Annotated in this window: 27 protein-coding genes; all 27 read left to right on the top strand. The window is 57.1% G+C overall.

The window, feature by feature from the left end; all coding sequences use genetic code 11:
- The first annotated feature begins 562 nt into the window (after positions 1-562).
- A complete protein-coding gene (locus tag ACPLPM_RS07740) occupies positions 563-1576 on the top strand; it encodes a 50S ribosomal protein L3 (RefSeq protein WP_424359671.1) in 1014 nt (337 codons plus the stop codon).
- Between the two features lie 16 nt (positions 1577-1592).
- A complete protein-coding gene (gene rpl4p / locus ACPLPM_RS07745) occupies positions 1593-2354 on the top strand; it encodes a 50S ribosomal protein L4 (RefSeq protein ID WP_424359672.1) in 762 nt (253 codons plus the stop codon).
- Positions 2351-2599: a 50S ribosomal protein L23 gene (locus ACPLPM_RS07750; RefSeq protein WP_424359673.1), complete on the top strand. Its 249-nt coding sequence runs from the start codon at positions 2351-2353 to the stop codon at positions 2597-2599. The genes rpl4p and ACPLPM_RS07750 overlap by 4 nt, the downstream gene beginning before the upstream one ends.
- 21 nt (positions 2600-2620) lie before the next feature.
- Positions 2621-3337, top strand: coding sequence for a 50S ribosomal protein L2 (locus tag ACPLPM_RS07755; RefSeq protein WP_424359674.1), 717 nt, complete (start codon positions 2621-2623; stop codon positions 3335-3337).
- Between the two features lie 16 nt (positions 3338-3353).
- A complete protein-coding gene (locus ACPLPM_RS07760) occupies positions 3354-3776 on the top strand; it encodes a 30S ribosomal protein S19 (protein WP_424359675.1) in 423 nt (140 codons plus the stop codon).
- 12 nt (positions 3777-3788) lie between these two features.
- A complete protein-coding gene (locus ACPLPM_RS07765; protein WP_424359676.1) occupies positions 3789-4250 on the top strand; it encodes a 50S ribosomal protein L22 in 462 nt (153 codons plus the stop codon).
- A gap of 1 nt (position 4251) precedes the next feature.
- Positions 4252-5079 carry a 30S ribosomal protein S3 gene (locus ACPLPM_RS07770; RefSeq protein ID WP_424359677.1) on the top strand — a complete coding sequence of 276 codons (828 nt, stop codon included), beginning with the start codon at positions 4252-4254 and terminating at the stop codon, positions 5077-5079.
- Positions 5060-5269 carry a 50S ribosomal protein L29 gene (gene rpmC / locus ACPLPM_RS07775; RefSeq protein ID WP_424359678.1) on the top strand — a complete coding sequence of 70 codons (210 nt, stop codon included), beginning with the start codon at positions 5060-5062 and terminating at the stop codon, positions 5267-5269. Before ACPLPM_RS07770 ends, rpmC begins: the two co-directional genes overlap by 20 nt.
- A 1-nt stretch (position 5270) precedes the next feature.
- Positions 5271-5576: a stress response translation initiation inhibitor YciH gene (yciH, locus tag ACPLPM_RS07780; RefSeq protein WP_424359679.1), complete on the top strand. Its 306-nt coding sequence runs from the start codon at positions 5271-5273 to the stop codon at positions 5574-5576.
- Between the two features lie 91 nt (positions 5577-5667).
- On the top strand, positions 5668-5940 hold the full coding sequence (locus tag ACPLPM_RS07785) for a ribonuclease P protein component 1 (protein WP_424359680.1): 273 nt from the start codon (positions 5668-5670) through the stop codon (positions 5938-5940).
- Positions 5941-5980: 40 nt separating this feature from the next.
- Entirely contained in the window at positions 5981-6316 is a 336-nt protein-coding gene (locus ACPLPM_RS07790; RefSeq protein ID WP_424359681.1) for a 30S ribosomal protein S17, read from the top strand.
- Entirely contained in the window at positions 6303-6701 is a 399-nt protein-coding gene (locus ACPLPM_RS07795; protein ID WP_012034970.1) for a 50S ribosomal protein L14, read from the top strand. The genes ACPLPM_RS07790 and ACPLPM_RS07795 overlap by 14 nt, the downstream gene beginning before the upstream one ends.
- 10 nt (positions 6702-6711) lie before the next feature.
- Positions 6712-7065, top strand: coding sequence for a 50S ribosomal protein L24 (gene rplX / locus ACPLPM_RS07800; RefSeq protein ID WP_424359682.1), 354 nt, complete (start codon positions 6712-6714; stop codon positions 7063-7065).
- Position 7066: 1 nt separating this feature from the next.
- A complete protein-coding gene (locus tag ACPLPM_RS07805; RefSeq protein ID WP_424359683.1) occupies positions 7067-7771 on the top strand; it encodes a 30S ribosomal protein S4e in 705 nt (234 codons plus the stop codon).
- A gap of 11 nt (positions 7772-7782) precedes the next feature.
- A complete protein-coding gene (locus ACPLPM_RS07810; protein WP_424360051.1) occupies positions 7783-8280 on the top strand; it encodes a 50S ribosomal protein L5 in 498 nt (165 codons plus the stop codon).
- Positions 8281-8433 (top strand): 30S ribosomal protein S14, encoded by a 153-nt coding sequence (locus ACPLPM_RS07815; RefSeq protein ID WP_012034966.1) that lies wholly within the window; start codon positions 8281-8283, stop codon positions 8431-8433.
- 10 nt (positions 8434-8443) lie between these two features.
- Complete coding sequence (locus ACPLPM_RS07820) at positions 8444-8836, top strand: 30S ribosomal protein S8 (RefSeq protein WP_424359684.1); 393 nt, start codon at positions 8444-8446, stop codon at positions 8834-8836.
- 14 nt (positions 8837-8850) lie between these two features.
- A complete protein-coding gene (locus tag ACPLPM_RS07825; protein WP_424359685.1) occupies positions 8851-9384 on the top strand; it encodes a 50S ribosomal protein L6 in 534 nt (177 codons plus the stop codon).
- A gap of 5 nt (positions 9385-9389) precedes the next feature.
- Entirely contained in the window at positions 9390-10055 is a 666-nt protein-coding gene (locus tag ACPLPM_RS07830) for a 50S ribosomal protein L32e (RefSeq protein ID WP_424359686.1), read from the top strand.
- Positions 10056-10514 (top strand): 50S ribosomal protein L19e, encoded by a 459-nt coding sequence (locus ACPLPM_RS07835; protein WP_424359687.1) that lies wholly within the window; start codon positions 10056-10058, stop codon positions 10512-10514. It abuts the gene before it with no gap.
- 3 nt (positions 10515-10517) lie between these two features.
- Positions 10518-11084, top strand: a complete 567-nt coding sequence (locus ACPLPM_RS07840) for a 50S ribosomal protein L18 (protein WP_424359688.1) — start codon at positions 10518-10520, stop codon at positions 11082-11084.
- 1 nt (position 11085) lies between these two features.
- Positions 11086-11721, top strand: coding sequence for a 30S ribosomal protein S5 (locus ACPLPM_RS07845; RefSeq protein WP_424359689.1), 636 nt, complete (start codon positions 11086-11088; stop codon positions 11719-11721).
- Positions 11721-12182: a 50S ribosomal protein L30 gene (locus ACPLPM_RS07850; RefSeq protein ID WP_424359690.1), complete on the top strand. Its 462-nt coding sequence runs from the start codon at positions 11721-11723 to the stop codon at positions 12180-12182. Before ACPLPM_RS07845 ends, ACPLPM_RS07850 begins: the two co-directional genes overlap by 1 nt.
- Before the next feature lie 5 nt (positions 12183-12187).
- A complete protein-coding gene (locus ACPLPM_RS07855) occupies positions 12188-12628 on the top strand; it encodes an uL15m family ribosomal protein (RefSeq protein ID WP_424359691.1) in 441 nt (146 codons plus the stop codon).
- Positions 12629-12646: 18 nt separating this feature from the next.
- Positions 12647-14173, top strand: coding sequence for a preprotein translocase subunit SecY (gene secY, locus ACPLPM_RS07860; protein ID WP_424359692.1), 1527 nt, complete (start codon positions 12647-12649; stop codon positions 14171-14173).
- A 6-nt stretch (positions 14174-14179) separates the two neighbouring features.
- Positions 14180-14830 carry an adenylate kinase gene (locus ACPLPM_RS07865; RefSeq protein WP_424359693.1) on the top strand — a complete coding sequence of 217 codons (651 nt, stop codon included), beginning with the start codon at positions 14180-14182 and terminating at the stop codon, positions 14828-14830.
- Positions 14831-15007: 177 nt separating this feature from the next.
- On the top strand, positions 15008-15631 hold the full coding sequence (locus tag ACPLPM_RS07870; RefSeq protein ID WP_424359694.1) for a DUF106 domain-containing protein: 624 nt from the start codon (positions 15008-15010) through the stop codon (positions 15629-15631).
- Positions 15632-15650 lie beyond the last annotated feature (19 nt).

Raw genomic sequence — 15650 nt, forward strand, 5'->3', positions numbered from 1 at the left:
TCGGCGCACGTATACCGTAGCCTTGTACTGATCGGAATACCGTGAAGGTATTGTGACCAGAGTCGGAGCTGACTGGAGCGTCAGGGTCGATGTCATTCTTTCGAGAAAGACAGCCCATTCCTAATGAAACGCAGTTCGGTCAGGATCTGTTCGCGAAGACCAAACAATTTGAGTCCAGCGTGAATAAGCGTGGCATCCCCGTACAGGGAAATCAGCGCGTGCTGGCGGAGACCGATGGCTTAAGGGTAGCCCATATGGCTGCTCGAGATAGCGATAAAATGGGATAAGGTCACCGCATGTGCATATGCTCTCTCGTCCGCAGGACGCCATACTCCAAAACACGAAGGAACACAAAACTTCCCAATTATTCCAGTTTACGTGGTGAATACCAATCCTGAGTGTGTCAGGGTGCCATCCACGGTACGCACGAAGAGGCCTTTTCCAGCTTCTTCACCTGGCAGGCGGACTGGTATTACAGCGTAAGTATCTGCTCTGTAGCAGCAAGATACCTGGCGAATGTCTAAGCCAGAGCCTATTCCCTAACATAGGAGGAAAATCTAAAATGGGACACGCACACGCACCAAGGCGTGGTTCTCTCGGGTACAGCCCGAGGGTAAGGGCGCGAAGCCAGAAGCCCAAGATGAGAAACTGGGCAGAGCTTGGCGACCAGCCAAAGATTCAGGGATTTGTCGGATTCAAGGCCGGAATGTCTCACATCGTCATGGTGGATGACAGGCCGCACAGCACGACCGAGGGTATGGAGATCTCCGTTCCGGTCACAATCGTCGAAGCACCCGCTATGCACGTAGCAGGCATTCGTGTCTACGATGACAGCCCCTACGGCAAGAAGGTCATCGGCGAGGCATGGACCAGCGACCTCAAGATGTTAGAGTCGCTCACCAACCTCCCGAAGAACGGCTACAAGACTGACGAGCAGCTCGCCAAGATCGCAGAGCTCGTCAAGAAGGGTGTAGTCGCAGACCTCCGGGTCATGACTGTAACGCTTACTTCTGAAGTCTCCGGTATCCCCAAGAAGGTACCCGAGCTCATGGAGAACCGGATCGCAGGCGGCGACATGGCGAAGAGGTTAGAGTTCGCGAAGTCGCTCATGGGCAAGGCAGTCAACATCAAGGATGTCTTTGCACCCGGCGAGTTAGTCGACGTCTCGGCTATCACCAAGGGTTTCGGTACCCAGGGTCCGGTCGTCAGGTGGGGTATCGCTATCCAGAAGAGGAAGCACGCCCGCACTGGCAAGAAGAGGCACGTCGGTAACCTCGGCCCATGGAACCCGCACCGCATCAGGTGGCAGGTCCCGCAGCTGGGTCAGACTGGTTACCACCAGAGGACCGAGTACAACAAGAGGATCATCAAGATGGGCGACAAGGTCGAAGAGGTCACCCCCGCAGGCGGCTTCCTGCACTACGGTTTCCTCAAGAACGACTACGTCATGCTGAAGGGCAGCATCCCCGGACCTGTCAAGAGGATGGTCAGGATCAGACCCGCAGTAAGGCCCAAGAACATGCCGAAGCAGGCACCTGAGGTCACGTACATGAGCACTCAGTCGAAGCAGGGCTAATCTGGAGGAACCCAAGATGGAAGCTAAAATCTTAAGCAAATCCGGCAACAAGTCCGCAATCACTGTTCCCGCCGTCTTCAACGAGGAGTACAGGCCGGACATCATCAAGAAAGCGGTGCTCGCAGCGCAGGCAAACAGGCTGCAGCCTTACGGCCCGGACAGGACCGCAGGCACGCTCTCCTCAGCAAAGAAGCACTCCTGGGGTAGCGGCAGAGGCGCAGCACACGTGCCCAGGCTGGCTAACGGCAGCCGTGCAGCAGTAGTTCCCCACGCAAGGGGCGGCCGTGCAGCTCACGGACCCAACCCGTTCAGGATCTACGCTGAAAAGATCAACGACAAGGAGCGCCTCAAGGCAATCCGCTCTGCTGTCGCAGCCACCACCAACCCCGAGCTCGTCAAGGCTCGCGGCTACAAGTACGAGGGCGCTCTGCCCGTAGTGGTCGACGGCGAGATCGAGTCGATGAAGAAGACCAGTGAAGTAGTAGAGCTCTTATCCGCACTCGGCTTCGCGGCAGACCTCGCAAGGTCCAAGCAGAAGACTGTCAGGGCAGGCAAGGGCAAGATGAGGGGCAGGCAGTACAAGAAGAAGATCGGCCTTCTCGTCGTCATCGCCGAGGACAACGGCATCAAGCTCGCCGCCAGGAACATCCCGGGCGTCGACGTCGCAACTCTGGATGAGCTGAACGTCGAAATGCTCGCACCGGGCACCCAGGCAGGCCGCCTGACGCTGTGGACCGAGGGCGCCATGAAGCTTCTTACGGAGGCTGGCGAAGAATGATCATCAAGTACCCGTTCATCACAGAAAAGGCGACCCTGTCCCTGGACAAGAACAACACGCTCCAGTTCATGGTCGACATGAGGGCCACCAAACCCCAGATCAAGAAGGCCATCGAGGAAATGTACAACGTGAAGGTTGTCAAGGTCACGACCCAGATCACCGCACGTGGAGGCAAGAAGGCTGTAGTTACCCTCAGTGCTGAGAACCGCGCTGATGAGATCGCCAGCCGTCTCGGAGTGTTCTAAACCCGTTTTGGAGGTTTGATTATGGGAAAGCGATTAATGTCACAAAACAGAGGTAAGGGCACCCCGACGTACCGGGCCACCTCTAGCAGGTTCAAGGCGAACCTGGAGCACATCAAGACCTTCGGCGACGAGACCATCGAGGGTATCATCACCGAGGTAGTACACGACACAGCCAGGAACTGCCCCATCATCCGCGTCAAGTTCGGCAACGGTGAAGAGAGGCTCATTCTGGCCCCCGAGGGTGTCGGCGTCGGCGACAAGATCGCCTGCGGCATCTCGGCGGAGATCAAGGCGGGCAACACGCTCCCCCTGAGCGAGATCCCGGAAGGCTGCGCCATCTGCAACATCGAGTCGCAGCCGGGCGACGGCGGCGCGTTCGCACGCTCGTCGGGCGTCTACGCAATCATCGTAGCTCACGAAGCTAAGAAGACCGTAGTCCAGATGCCTTCGGGCGAGATCAAGAGGCTCAACCCGAAGTGCAGGGCGACCATCGGAGTAGTTGCAGGCGGCGGCAGGACTGAGAAGCCCTTCGTTCGCGCAGGCAACAAGTGGTACAAGATGGCCAACAAGGCTACCAAGTGGCCGGTTGTCCGTGGTGTAGCCATGAACGCAGTCGACCACCCGTTCGGTGGCGGCGGCAGGCAGCACCCCGGCAGGCCCAAGACTGTCAGCAGGAACACCCCGCCCGGCAGGAAGGTAGGGAGCATCGCAGCGAGAAGGACTGGCGTAGGCCACTAAACGAGGAGATGTAATTATGGTATCTAAACAGTCAAAGCAGTCTGGCAGGCTCCCGAAGAGGAAGGAAGAGTTCACCTACAGGGGCTTAACCATTGCCGAGATGAAGAAGCTGGACATGAACCAGGTCGCAGCGCTTCTTCCCGCCCGTCAGAGGCGGAAGATCAAGAGGGAGTTCGGAGAAGAGCACCAGAAGCTGCTCGATGCCGTCAAGGCCGGAGAAACCACGATCAAGACCCACCTGAGGGACATGATCATTCTCCCGGAAATGGTCGGCGTTACCTTCGAGATCCACACCGGCAAGGAATGGAAGGCAGTCGAAACCACGCCCGAGATGGTCGGGCACTACCTGGGCGAATTTGCGCTGACCCGCCACAGCGTGTCGCACGGTTCGGCAGGTATCGGTGCAACCAGAGGCAGCAAGTACGTGCCGCTGAAATAAGGAGTGACGTAGATGTCGAAAGTTGGATATACAGCAGAATTTGACCCGGCCACCACCGCCAAGGCGATGGCCTACGAGATCAACGTCTCGCCCAAGCACTGCCAGGAAATCTGCAGGCAGATCCGCGGAATGAAGGTCAGCGCGGCCAAGACTTACCTGCAGGACGTCATCGACAAGAAGCAGTCGGTGCCCTTCAAGCAGCACGCCAGGAACGTCGGCCACAAGCGCCACCAGACCGGCTGGCCAAGCGGCCGGTACCCGGTCAAGGCAAGCACCGAGATCCTGAAGCTCATCAAGCACGCGGAAGCGAACGCAGAGTACAAGGGCCTCGACACCGAGGACATGCGCATCATCCACTCGACCTCCAAGAAGGGCCGTGTGATTCAGGGCATCATGCCCCGTGCAATGGGCAGGGCTACCGCATGGAACATCGAACTCGTGACGGTAGAGGTAGTTATTGGAGAGGTGCGTTAGATTGGCGATTGAGAAGAAATTCGTACAAGAGGGCTTCAAGAAGGCCATGGTCGACGAGTACTTCCTGGAGAAGCTCGAGCGCGCCGGCTACGGCGGCATGGAGATCAACAGGACCCCTATGGGCACTCAGATCACCCTCAAGGCCGAGAAGCCGGGAATGATCATCGGAAAGGCCGGCAAGTCCATCCGCAGGTACACCAAGGAAATGGACATGCGGTTCAAGATGGACAACCCGCAGATCGATGTGCAGGAAGTCAAGAAGCCTGAGCTGAACGCCCAGATGATGGCGACCAGGCTGGCCAACGCTCTCGAGAGAGGCTGGTACTTCCGTAAGGCCGGACAGTCCACCCTGCAGAGGATCATGGACGCCGGAGCCATGGGCTGCGAAGTCATCATCGCAGGCAAGCTGACTGGTGCGAGGAAGCGCCGCGAGAAGTTCATCGCGGGCTACATCAAGCACTGCGGCAAGCCTGTCGAAGAGCTCGTAGACGTTGGCTACGCCAGGGCCAAGAAGAAGTTAGGTATCATCGGCGTAAAAGTCAGGATTATGCCCCCCGAGGCAGTGCTCCCGGACAAGATCACTATCGAGACTGTCCAGGTAGCAGCTCCCGCCCCGGCCGAGAAGAAGTCTCCGGCCGCAGGCACCGAGCCCGCTAAGGAGGCAGCAGCAGTCCCGGCCCAGGCCGAGTCTACCGCGGCAGAGGTCGAGAAGATCATCGCCGAGTCCGAGGCCGCCGAGGCAGCAAAGCCCGAGGGCGATGCAAAGGCAGCCGCGAAGAAGCAGCCGAAGAAAAAGGTGGTGAAGACCGATGGCGATTCTCAGAGCTAAGGACATCCGTGGCATGAGCGACAAGGACCTTGACAAGCAGCTCAAGGACCTGCGCAACGACCTTCTGAAGCAGCACGCGATCTCCGCGACCGGCGGTGCGCCGGAGAACCCGGGAAGGATCCGGGAACTCCGCCGGACCATCGCTCGCATCCTGACTATCCGCAAGGAGAAGAAGGAGGAGAAGCAGTAAATTGTCCGTCTGTGACAAGTGTGGCCTCCCCGAGGACCTTTGCGTATGCGAGGAAATTGTCAAGGAGTCCCAGCGAGTCCGAATAACGACTGACAAGAGACGCTTCGGTAAGATGGCGACGATCATCGATGGTATCGACGACAAGAGCATTGACCTGAAGGAGCTTTCGAGCCTCCTGAAGGCCAAGTGCGCCTGCGGCGGGACCATCAAGCAGCAAACCATCGAGCTCCAGGGCGATCACAAAGAAAAAGTGAGAGAAATCCTGGAATCGATTGGTTATGCTTCAGAGTCGATCGACGTCAAATAACCCCTGCCCGGAGGAAAAATATAAATCTGAGCGCAGGGGGACCCCTGCTCTAACAGAGGAAAAATATAAATCTGAGCGCAGGGGTTGTGATATGGACATAGCGCCGGACAATCTTATCTACCATGAGCTGGTAGGACTGGAAGTCGAGGTGGAAACACCTCCTTACATCCTTTCCGGCAAAGTGGTCGATGAGACGCGGAACATGATCATCATCAATACGGGGAAGCACGATGCGAAAGTCCCTAAGTCGTGCTGCTCCTTCGTGTTCACGCTTCCCGACGGCCGGCGTGTCCGTGTCAGAGGGGACTTATTACTATCACAACCTGAAAACCGCATCCCTAAGAAGAAGCGGAAAGGGAAGTGACCGGTCTTCCGGTTAACCCCGCAATAAAAGAGGAATAGAAATGGCGAAAGATATTGGACTAAACGTGAAGGCACCCCAGACTGAGTGCAACGACCCGCACTGTCCGTTCCACGGCCAGCTGGCCGTCAGGGGACAGTTGCTCGAGGGCACCGTTGTCTCTGCCAAGATGAGCAAGTCTGTCGTGGTGTCCCGTGAGTACTTAAAGCGTGACCTGAAGTATGACAGGTACGAGAAGAGGAGGTCTAAGCTCCATGCCCACAACCCGCCCTGCATCAACGCAAAAGAGGGCGACAAAGTGGTCATTGCCGAGTGCAGGCCGCTCTCCAAGACCAAGACCTTCGTAGTGGTAGAGGTGGCTGGACATGAGAGCAATTAAGGCAAAGATCCCAAGGTCCGTCCACACCGCAACAAGGCTCGAGGTTGCTGACAACACCGGCGCAAGGCTGGTTGAGGTCATCTCCGTCCTGAAATACAGGGGCAGGAAGAACCGTATGCCCAAAGCAGGCATCGGTGACATCTTCATCGGCTCCGTCAAGAAGGGCACCCCTGAGATGAGGAAGACGATCGTACGCTGTGTCGTGATCAGGCAGAAGAAGGAGTACCGCAGGCCGAGTGGCTTACGTGTCTCGTTCGAGGACAACGCCTGCGTCCTGGTAGACGACAACAACGACCCGAAGGGCACTGAGATCAAGGGCCCGGTGGCCAGAGAGGTCGCCGAGCGGTACGCCAAGATTGGCTCCACCGCCACGATCATTGTATGAGGTGTGCGTTATGGTTACTTCATCACAGCCGAGAAAGCAGAGAAAGTTTAGATACGAGGCTCCCCAGCACGTCCGCAGCAGCTTCATCAATGCGAGGCTCAGCGAAGAGCTCAGCAAGAAGTATGGCAGGACTGCCCGCGTGGTAGTCGGCGACACCGTCAAAGTCATGAGAGGCGACGCTGCCGGCACCGAGGGTAAGGTCCGCGAGATCGATGTGAAGAGAGAGAAGGTCGTCGTCGAAGGCGTATCCGTGGCCAGGGCAGATGGCAAGGAAGAGGCAAGGCCCCTCCACCCGTCCAACCTGATGATCACCAAGCTGGTCCTGGACGACCCGAAGAGAGTCGCATCACTGGAGAGGAAATAATATGTGTGGCAATCATTTAAAGAGGGTCGCGGCACCGCGCGCGTGGCCTATCACCCGTAAGACTTCCAAGTGGGTCGCAAAGCCCATGCCGGGAGCACACTCTGAGGAGCGCGGCATGCCTCTCGTAGTCGTGCTCAGGGACCTGCTGAAGGTCGCTGACAAGAGCAAGGAAATCAAGCAGATTCTGCACGAAGGCAAGGTTCTGGTTGACGGCAAGATTCGCAAGGACTACAGGTACACTGTCGGCATGTTCGACACTGTCTCCATCCCGGCGATCAACGCCAACTACCGCATGGTCATCGGCGGGGACGGCAAGTTCCACCTCGCGCCGGTCACCGATGCAGCGGCCAAGATCTGCAAGATCGTCAACAAGACCGCTGTCAAGGGCGGCAAGATCCAGCTCAACCTGCACGACGGCACCACGATGATCGCGTCCAACGACTACAAGACGAAGGATTCCATCATCATCAAGGTACCCGAGAGAAAGATCGACCAGCACTTCACCTACGCAGTAGGCAGCCTTGTCATGGTCACCGAAGGCAAGCACTCCGGCGAGATCGGCAAGGTCAAGGAGATCAAGGTCGTCCGCAGCAGCTCCCCGAACACCGTGGTCATCACCACCGCCCAGGGCGAGTTCGAGACCATCGAGAACTACGTGTTCGTCATCGGCAAGGACAACCCCGCAGTACAGGGGGTTAAGGCATGAGCGACAACGCTATGTTTACTCCCAGGGTCGAGAAGGTCACCGTCCACATGAACGTGGGCGAGTCGGGTAAGAAGCTGAACAACGCCGAAATGATCATGGAAAAGATCACCGGCCAGAAGCCCGTCAGGACCGTCGCCAAGAGGACCCTTCCCGGGTTCGGCATCAAGAAGGGCGAGTCCATCGGCTGCAAAGTTACGCTGCGTGGCGACAACGCTGACAAGTTCCTGAAGACTGCGCTGGGCATCATGGAGAACTCCATCGACGCCGGCAAGTTCGACAGCAACGGCAACTTCGCCTTCGGCATTGAGGAACACACCGATTTCCCGGGTATGGAATACGACCCCGAGATCGGCATCTATGGCATGGATGTTATCGTCTCCGTGGAGAGGCCCGGCTACAGGATCAAGCGCAGGAAAGTCCAGCAGCAGAAGATCCCGTCCGGCCACAAGCTGACCAAGGATGACTCGATCGCTTACGTGTCCAAGAACTATGGCGTGGAGGTCAAGTAAATGGAGAAGAGCGGCAAAAAGTTCGGATCCGGTGCTAACGTGTGTCGCAGGTGCGGCCGCAAGCAGGGTCTCGTTCGGAAGTATGGCGTGTACGTATGCCGTCAGTGCTTCAGAGAGATTGCCCACGACATGGGGTTCGTAAAATACGAGTGAGGTCGAGATCATGGTTTTAATGGATCCACTGGCAAACGCACTCTCCGTCATCAAGAACGCCGAAGCAACCGGCAAGACGGATTGCGTATTAGACCCCGCCTCCAAAATCATCGGCAACGTGCTCAAGGTCATGCAGGACCAGGGCTACGTCGGTGAGTTCGAGTTTGTCGACAACGGCAAGGCGGGCCAATTGAAAGTAAAGCTTATCGGAAAGATCAACAAGTGCGGTGTCGTTAAGCCGCGGTTCGCCGTCGGCAAGACCGAGATGGAGAAGTGGGAGAAGAGGTATCTCCCCGCGAGGAACTTCGGCACGCTGATATTAACCACCTCTAAGGGCGTCATGTCTCACTACGACGCAGCTAAGATGGGTATCGGCGGCGAAATCCTGGCTTACGTCTACTAAGCACGAGGGATATTATGGCAGCAGAAAAAGTAAGAGAAATCGCAGTTCCCCAGGGTGTAACCGTCACTGTAAGCGGTGCAACTCTGACCACTAAGGGTCAGAAGGGGCAGATATCCCGAGAATTCAGGTTCCCGGGTATCACCGTCAAGGCTGACGCAGGCAAGGTCATTGTCGAGACCAGCAAGGACGACAAGCAGACCAAGGCCACCGTCGGCACCTATGCATCTCACATCAAGAACATGGTGACGGGCGTATCCGAGGGCTACGAGTACCACATGAAGATTGTCTACGCTCACTTCCCGATTCAGGTGAAGGTCGAAGGCAAGGACAAAGTAACGATCGGGAACTTCCTGGGCGAGCGCAAGGCTCGCTTGGCAAACATCGTCGGCGAGACTAAGGTCGTCGTCCAGGGCGACAAGCTCGTCCTCACGGGTGTCAACAAAGAGGAACTCGGCCAGACTGCCGCAAACATCGAGCAGGCCTGCCGGATCCGGAAGAGAGACCCGAGGGTGTTCCAGGATGGTATATACATCACAACGAAGGCGTGATCACAATGGCAGACGATAAGAAGAAAGCAGTAAAGAAGACGGCCGAAAAGAAGGCTGCCGACGCAACTACTACCAAGAAGCCCTCCAAGAAGGCTACTAAGGAAGAGCAGGTCGAGCAGGCCCCCGTCGAAGCCAAGGCAGAGACCAAGGCCGAAGAGAAGACTGCTGAGTCCAAGAAGCTTAAGGGCACCCGCAAGGAGGCCATTAAGGCTGCCGCGCCTTCGGCAAAGCCAAGGCCGGTCGCAAGGCCCGTCGAGCCTTCCAACTTAGAGCTTGACCCGGAGACTAAGAGGCTGCTCGCAGCCAGGAAGTCCAACAAGGCTTCGCTTCCGTCGTTCAACAGGATCGACTCTCACAAGAAGATCAAGCTGGACCCCAGCTGGAGAAGGCCCAGAGGTCACCACGCCCAGTTCAGGCGCGGCAAGAAGGCCAAGGGCGCCAAGGTCAAGATCGGCTTCGGTTCCCCGGTTGCAGTCAACGGCTTCCACCCGTCCGGTTACCAGGAAGTCCTGGTCTACAGGCCCGAGGATGTCAAGGGCATCACCAAGACCCAGGCCATCCGCATCGGCGGCACCGTAGGCAAGAAGAAGCAGCTCGAGATCGAGAAGCTTGCCAAAGAGCAGAACATCAAGGTTCTCAATCCGCTCAACACTTTCGAGGGGGCGCAGTAAATGGTAGACTTAGCAAACCAGAAAAGGCTGGCTGCAGCTATCCTTAACGTAGGCCAGACTCGTGTGTGGATGGACCCGGCCAAGCTCGAGGACATCGCCACTGCGATCACCCGTGAAGACATCCGCGGCTTAATCGAGGCCGGAACCATCAAGCGCAGAGCCGTCGTCGGCATCAGCCGCGGCAGGGCTCGCGCTCGCGACCTGAAGCGTGCCAAGGGCCACGGTAAGGGCCACGGCAGCAGGAGAGGCGCGAAGGGTGCCAGGACTCCGAAGAAGGAAACGTGGATGAAGAGGATCAGGGCACAGAGAAAGCTGCTCAAGAGCCTCCGTGAAAGCAAAGAATTAACGCCGCACACATACAGGACCCTCTACCGCAAGGCAAAGGGCGGCGAGTTCAGGAACGTAGCGCACCTGAAGTCGTACATAGCATACGCGGCAGCGCAGAAGAAAGAGGTGTAAAACATGGCAACCGGACCACGATACAAGGTAGCCTTCAGACGCCGCAGGGAAGGTAAGACCGATTACCACCAGAGGCTCAAGCTCATCGTATCCCGCAAGCCCAGGCTCGTAGTGCGCAGGACCACCAATCAGGTCATCGCACAGATCCTGGTCACCAGGCCCGAGGGCGACAAAGTCCTCGCAGCGGCATCCTCCGCCGAGCTGGCCAAGACCTTTGGCTACAAGGGCTCTGGCAAGAACACCAGTGCAGCGTACCTGACCGGTCTTCTGATCGGGTACAAGGCGCAGGAAGCCGGAGTTGAAGAGGCCATCCTGGACATTGGGCTCAGGGAGAACCGTGCAGGGTCGAGAGTCTACGCAACCCTCAAGGGCGCAGTCGACTCCGGCCTCGAAGTACCGTGCAGCGAGGACGTCTTCCCCTCCGACGAGAGGATTCGGGGAGAGCACATTGCAGGCAACACTGCCAGCAAGTACACGCAGTACGAGAAGAATGGCCTCAAGGCTGCAGACCTGCCGGCTCACTTCGACGAAGTGAAGGGTAAGATCACCAGCCAGTACGGAGCGAAGTAAAATGGCAGCACCATATCAGAGACAGCAGGAAGCCTGGGTCCCCAAGACCCGGCTCGGCAAAATGGTCGCCGAAGGTAAAATCACGACCATGGACGAGGCCTTAGAGACCGGGCTACCTATCAAGGAATACCAGATCGTCGACGCCCTCCTCCCTGACTTAGTGGATGAGGTTCTCGACATCAGCATGGTACAGAGAATGACCGACTCCGGCAGGCGTGTGAAGTTCAGAACCACCGTAGTCGTCGGCAACGGTAACGGCTACGTCGGCCTGGCCCAGGGCAAGGGTGTCCAGGTAGGCCCCGCTATCCGCAAGGCAATCGAGAACGCCAAGCTGAACATCATGAAAGTCAACCGTGGCTGCGGTTCCTGGGAATGCGGCTGTGGGCTCACCCACACCGTACCCTCGCAGGTAGAGGGCAGAGCCGGCTCGCTGAAAGTCGTTCTCATCCCGGCACCGAGAGGCCTCGGCCTCGCGGCCGGCGGCCCCGCCAAGAAAGTGCTCGAGATGGCCGGATACAAGGACGTCTGGAGCAGGACCGAGGGCGAGACCAGGACCACGATCAACTTCGCGCTCGCAACCTACAACGCGCTGGAGAACACCACGACCGTAAGGACCAGACAGCAGGAGGCCCAGTAATGTACGTAATTATTCGTCTGAAGGGCTCCGTCAACACCAGGCCCGAGATCAAGGACACGCTCAAGATGCTCCGCCTCAACCAGATCAACCACTGTGTGGTCGTCGAGGAGAACCCGGTCTACAAGGGCATGATCCAGGTAGTCAAGGACTACGTGGCCTTCGGCGTCATTAAAGCCGACACGCTGGCCATGATCATGGAGCACCGTGGCAGGCTCGAGGGCGGCGACAGGCTGACCGACGAGTATGTAGCGAAGAACTCCTCTTTCAAGACAATCGCGGAGTTCGCGGCAGCGGTTGTAGAAGGCAAGGCTAAGCTGGGTGACATGCCCGGCCTCAAGCCCGTCTTCAGAATGCACCCGCCTCGCAAGGGACACAAGGGACTCAAGCGCACCTACCAGCAGGGCGGCGCGCTGGGTAACTACGGCGAAGAGATCGTATCTCTCGTCGAGCAGATGAGGTGATTACAATGGCCAAGCAAAAGAATAAGTCTTACAGGGGTTCCCGGACCTGCGGCGGCGGCACGCACAAGAACCGCCGTGGCGGCGGAAGCCGCGGTGGCCGCGGCCACGCAGGCGCATGCAAGCACCACACCTTCCGCGCAATGAAGGAAGGCTGGATGTTCGGCAAGCACGGCTTCACCAGGCCCCCCGTGACTCAGCAGGCAGTCTCGTTCATCAACATCGGTGAACTGGACGAGCTGGCTCTCTACCTCGCCGAGAACAAGCTCGCCGAGGAGAAAGACGGCGGCTTAGCGATCAACCTGGACGACCTCGGCATCGACAAGCTGCTGGGCAACGGCCAGGTAACCCGCAAGTACGTCATCACGGTTGGCACCGCGTCCGCAACGGCCAAGGCAAAAGTTGAAGAGCTAGGCGGACAGATCATAACCGAGACAGAGACTGCGTAAATCGAATAAGGTGTCAAAATGGCAGAGACGGGATTAAAAGATCGAATCGCACCGTTCCTCAGCAAGCTTCCGGCCGTTAAACGGCCGGAAAAGCATGTCCATTTCCAGAAGAAGCTGATCTGGACGCTGGGAATTCTGGTACTATACTTCGTATTGTCCAACATTTCGGTGTTCGGGCTCAGCGCTGCGTCCCAGGACCTTCTGGGCGCTTACCGTGCGTACTTCGCCGGAGCGCAGGGTTCGATCATCTTGCTGGGTATCGGCCCCATAGTCATGGCGTCCATCGTCCTACAGTTGCTTGTAGGCGCTGAACTGCTACCACTCGATACCACGGACCCGAAGGACCAGGCCATCTTCCAGGGGCTCCAAAAGCTGATGGTTTTCGTGATGATCGTAGTGGAGGCGCTTCCGCAAATCTACGGAGGCTTCCTGCTCCCCGATCCTGCCATTGCTGCCACTCTGGGCGTCAGCACGGGTATCATCCAGCTTCTGATATTCGCGCAGGTTGCCTTAGGTGGCGTACTGATACTTTACATGGATGAAATCGTGTCCAAGTGGGGTATCGGGAGTGGTGTCAGCTTATTCATCGTCGCAGGTATCGCCCAGGCGCTGGTCGGCGGCATCTTCAACTGGAATCCGCCCTATCCCGGCCAGGCAATGGGCCTGAACGTCAACATCGCCAACCTCGGCGCGAGAGAAAACCTTCCCATAGGCATCATCTTCCGCTGGGAGTGGCTGCTGAACAACATCGGGCTTTCTCAGCTCCTCACGGGCGAGAACCTGATCGTCCTGCTATACCAGGGCGAAATACTGGCTTTGTTAGCCACAGTCATCATCTTCCTGCTGATCGTGTACGTCGAGTCCACGAGGATCGAAATCCCGCTGGCTCACGCAGCCGTCAGAGGCGCAAGGGGCAAGTTCCCTGTAAAACTCATCTACGCATCGGTCCTGCCGATGATCCTGGTAAGGTCGCTCCAGGCCACCGTTGAAATGGTGGGCTTGCTGCTATACCGTAACGGGTTCCCGTACCTGGGCACGTACAACCAGTACAACCAGCCGACGAGCGGTCTGATGTTCTACATCAACCCGATCAACGGCCTGTCCGACTGGGTGCCCCAGCTGGCGGCGCTCAACTACCCGGGTATCCAGCTCTGGCAGATCGGCCTGCACGTCTTCATGGACGCTTTCATCCTGATCGCAGGCGGCATCCTGTTCGCCATCTTCTGGGTGGAGACGACCGGCATGGGCTCGTCCCGTGTCGCGAGGCAGATCCAGAAGAGCGGCATGCAGATCCCCGGCTTCAGGAGAAACGAGCAGGTCATCGAGAAAGTAGTATCCAGGTACATCCCCAAGGTGACGGTCATCGGAGGCGCCTTCGTCGGCTTCCTGACCCTCCTGTCGAGCCTGTTCGGTATCCTTGGCGCAGTCAGCGGTACCGGTATGCTACTGGCAGTCAGCATCACCTACCAGCTCTACGAGAAGCTGGCGAGCGAACAGCTCATGGAGATGCACCCGCTCATGCGTAAATTCCTCGGAGAGGAGTAAGGTAACATGCAGTTTGTCCTGTTTGGCCCACCGGGTGCCGGCAAAGGCACCCAGGCCAAATTTTTGTCTGAAGAGCTTAACGTCCCTCACATCTCCACCGGAGATATCCTGAGGGAGAACGTGAAAAAAGGCACCGCACTGGGCCTCAAAGCCAAGTCCTACATGGACAAAGGCGAACTGGTCCCGGACAATCTTCTCATAGACCTGATCAAGGATCGGCTGTCCCAGCCTGACTGCCGGAAGGGCTTCCTGCTCGACGGCTTCCCGAGGACCATCCCTCAGGCCGAAGCCCTCGACGAGATTCTGGATGATATCAACAAGAATCTGGATGGAGTCATCAACATAGATGTTGGCTCAGGAGAGCTTGTTCGCCGGCTATCGGGCCGGCGGATCTGCAGGTCATGCGGCGCCTCCTATCACGTAGTGTTCAACCCTCCGAAGGCGAAGGACATCTGCGATGCATGCGGTGGAGAACTCTACCAGCGTGCCGACGATCAGGAAGCGGCCATCAAGAACAGGCTGAACGTCTACGTCAGGCAGACCCAGCCCGTGCTTGAGTACTACAAGAAGAAAAACATCCTGATCGACATAGACGGGGAAAAGGAGATCGACGAAGTCACAGCTGACATCAGGTCGATGTTAGCCGACATGGCTTAAGGGCTCCTTTTTCTTAACCTTTTTTCTAATTACAGAGCTCTATTACAGATGATAGGCTATCTTTTTCAATGTGCACTTACGATCTTTTTTAATGCTCGAAAGGCTTTTAATCCTAAGCCACTTTATTATATTCATATCCGGCACCCGGACTGTTTCACGTTTTAGGGGTTTTATTACATGGCTGAGAAAAAGAAGAGAAGTTTAATGGACACTATTCAACTGATCATACTGGGTATCGGCTTTGCTATTCTGCTGGGCTCTATCTTCTTCGTAAACGAGTTCAGGCCAGTGGTGGCTGGAGCTGTCAACGTAGTAGTCGGCCCTGTAGCTGACATGATGCCTTTTTACATCGTGGTGCTGGTCGTCGCCGCAATTGTCACTTTCTTTGCCAACTTCATCCAGAAGTACACGATGGACTGGGATCTCATGCGAAGAGTCCAGGATAAGGGCCGGGCGCTGCAGAAGGAATACCGGGAAGCGCAGCTCGCCGGAGACAAGAAGAGGCTGGAAAAGCTGCAGCAGGAACAGATGGCTATGCTGGAGGATCAGACTGCGATGTCCAAACAGCAGCTGAAGCCTATGGGCTTCCTCATGATCATTTCGGTGCCCCTGTTCTTCTGGGCCTTCTGGTACCTGGGCAACCACCCCGATCTTACCATGGTGTTCCCCTTCTGGGGAGAGAAAAAGATGCTGGACGGGGCGTTCTTCGTCTTCCAGTACTGGATCATCTGGTCGATCATCTGCTCTATGGCTATCAGCCAGGTCATACGAAAGGCTTTTAACGTTGGCATCTCTTCATAATATCCATTATTGGCAGCCG

This window comes from Methanocella sp. MCL-LM (genome assembly GCF_049676595.1).
Lineage (GTDB): Archaea > Halobacteriota > Methanocellia > Methanocellales > Methanocellaceae > Methanocella_A.

Coding starts and splice junctions, on each gene's coding strand:
- ACPLPM_RS07845 (WP_424359689.1), top strand. CDS start 11,086: ATGGCAGCACCATATCAGAGACAGCAGGAAGCCTGGGTCCCCAAGACC.
- ACPLPM_RS07855 (WP_424359691.1), top strand. CDS start 12,188: ATGGCCAAGCAAAAGAATAAGTCTTACAGGGGTTCCCGGACCTGCGGC.
- ACPLPM_RS07870 (WP_424359694.1), top strand. CDS start 15,008: ATGGCTGAGAAAAAGAAGAGAAGTTTAATGGACACTATTCAACTGATC.
- ACPLPM_RS07795 (WP_012034970.1), top strand. CDS start 6,303: ATGAGAGCAATTAAGGCAAAGATCCCAAGGTCCGTCCACACCGCAACA.
- ACPLPM_RS07835 (WP_424359687.1), top strand. CDS start 10,056: ATGGTAGACTTAGCAAACCAGAAAAGGCTGGCTGCAGCTATCCTTAAC.
- ACPLPM_RS07790 (WP_424359681.1), top strand. CDS start 5,981: ATGGCGAAAGATATTGGACTAAACGTGAAGGCACCCCAGACTGAGTGC.
- ACPLPM_RS07815 (WP_012034966.1), top strand. CDS start 8,281: ATGGAGAAGAGCGGCAAAAAGTTCGGATCCGGTGCTAACGTGTGTCGC.
- ACPLPM_RS07865 (WP_424359693.1), top strand. CDS start 14,180: ATGCAGTTTGTCCTGTTTGGCCCACCGGGTGCCGGCAAAGGCACCCAG.
- ACPLPM_RS07750 (WP_424359673.1), top strand. CDS start 2,351: ATGATCATCAAGTACCCGTTCATCACAGAAAAGGCGACCCTGTCCCTG.
- ACPLPM_RS07820 (WP_424359684.1), top strand. CDS start 8,444: ATGGTTTTAATGGATCCACTGGCAAACGCACTCTCCGTCATCAAGAAC.
- secY (WP_424359692.1), top strand. CDS start 12,647: ATGGCAGAGACGGGATTAAAAGATCGAATCGCACCGTTCCTCAGCAAG.
- rpmC (WP_424359678.1), top strand. CDS start 5,060: ATGGCGATTCTCAGAGCTAAGGACATCCGTGGCATGAGCGACAAGGAC.
- ACPLPM_RS07740 (WP_424359671.1), top strand. CDS start 563: ATGGGACACGCACACGCACCAAGGCGTGGTTCTCTCGGGTACAGCCCG.
- ACPLPM_RS07765 (WP_424359676.1), top strand. CDS start 3,789: ATGTCGAAAGTTGGATATACAGCAGAATTTGACCCGGCCACCACCGCC.
- ACPLPM_RS07850 (WP_424359690.1), top strand. CDS start 11,721: ATGTACGTAATTATTCGTCTGAAGGGCTCCGTCAACACCAGGCCCGAG.
- ACPLPM_RS07785 (WP_424359680.1), top strand. CDS start 5,668: ATGGACATAGCGCCGGACAATCTTATCTACCATGAGCTGGTAGGACTG.
- ACPLPM_RS07840 (WP_424359688.1), top strand. CDS start 10,518: ATGGCAACCGGACCACGATACAAGGTAGCCTTCAGACGCCGCAGGGAA.
- ACPLPM_RS07755 (WP_424359674.1), top strand. CDS start 2,621: ATGGGAAAGCGATTAATGTCACAAAACAGAGGTAAGGGCACCCCGACG.
- rpl4p (WP_424359672.1), top strand. CDS start 1,593: ATGGAAGCTAAAATCTTAAGCAAATCCGGCAACAAGTCCGCAATCACT.
- ACPLPM_RS07805 (WP_424359683.1), top strand. CDS start 7,067: ATGTGTGGCAATCATTTAAAGAGGGTCGCGGCACCGCGCGCGTGGCCT.
- ACPLPM_RS07810 (WP_424360051.1), top strand. CDS start 7,783: ATGTTTACTCCCAGGGTCGAGAAGGTCACCGTCCACATGAACGTGGGC.
- ACPLPM_RS07830 (WP_424359686.1), top strand. CDS start 9,390: ATGGCAGACGATAAGAAGAAAGCAGTAAAGAAGACGGCCGAAAAGAAG.
- ACPLPM_RS07760 (WP_424359675.1), top strand. CDS start 3,354: ATGGTATCTAAACAGTCAAAGCAGTCTGGCAGGCTCCCGAAGAGGAAG.
- rplX (WP_424359682.1), top strand. CDS start 6,712: ATGGTTACTTCATCACAGCCGAGAAAGCAGAGAAAGTTTAGATACGAG.
- ACPLPM_RS07825 (WP_424359685.1), top strand. CDS start 8,851: ATGGCAGCAGAAAAAGTAAGAGAAATCGCAGTTCCCCAGGGTGTAACC.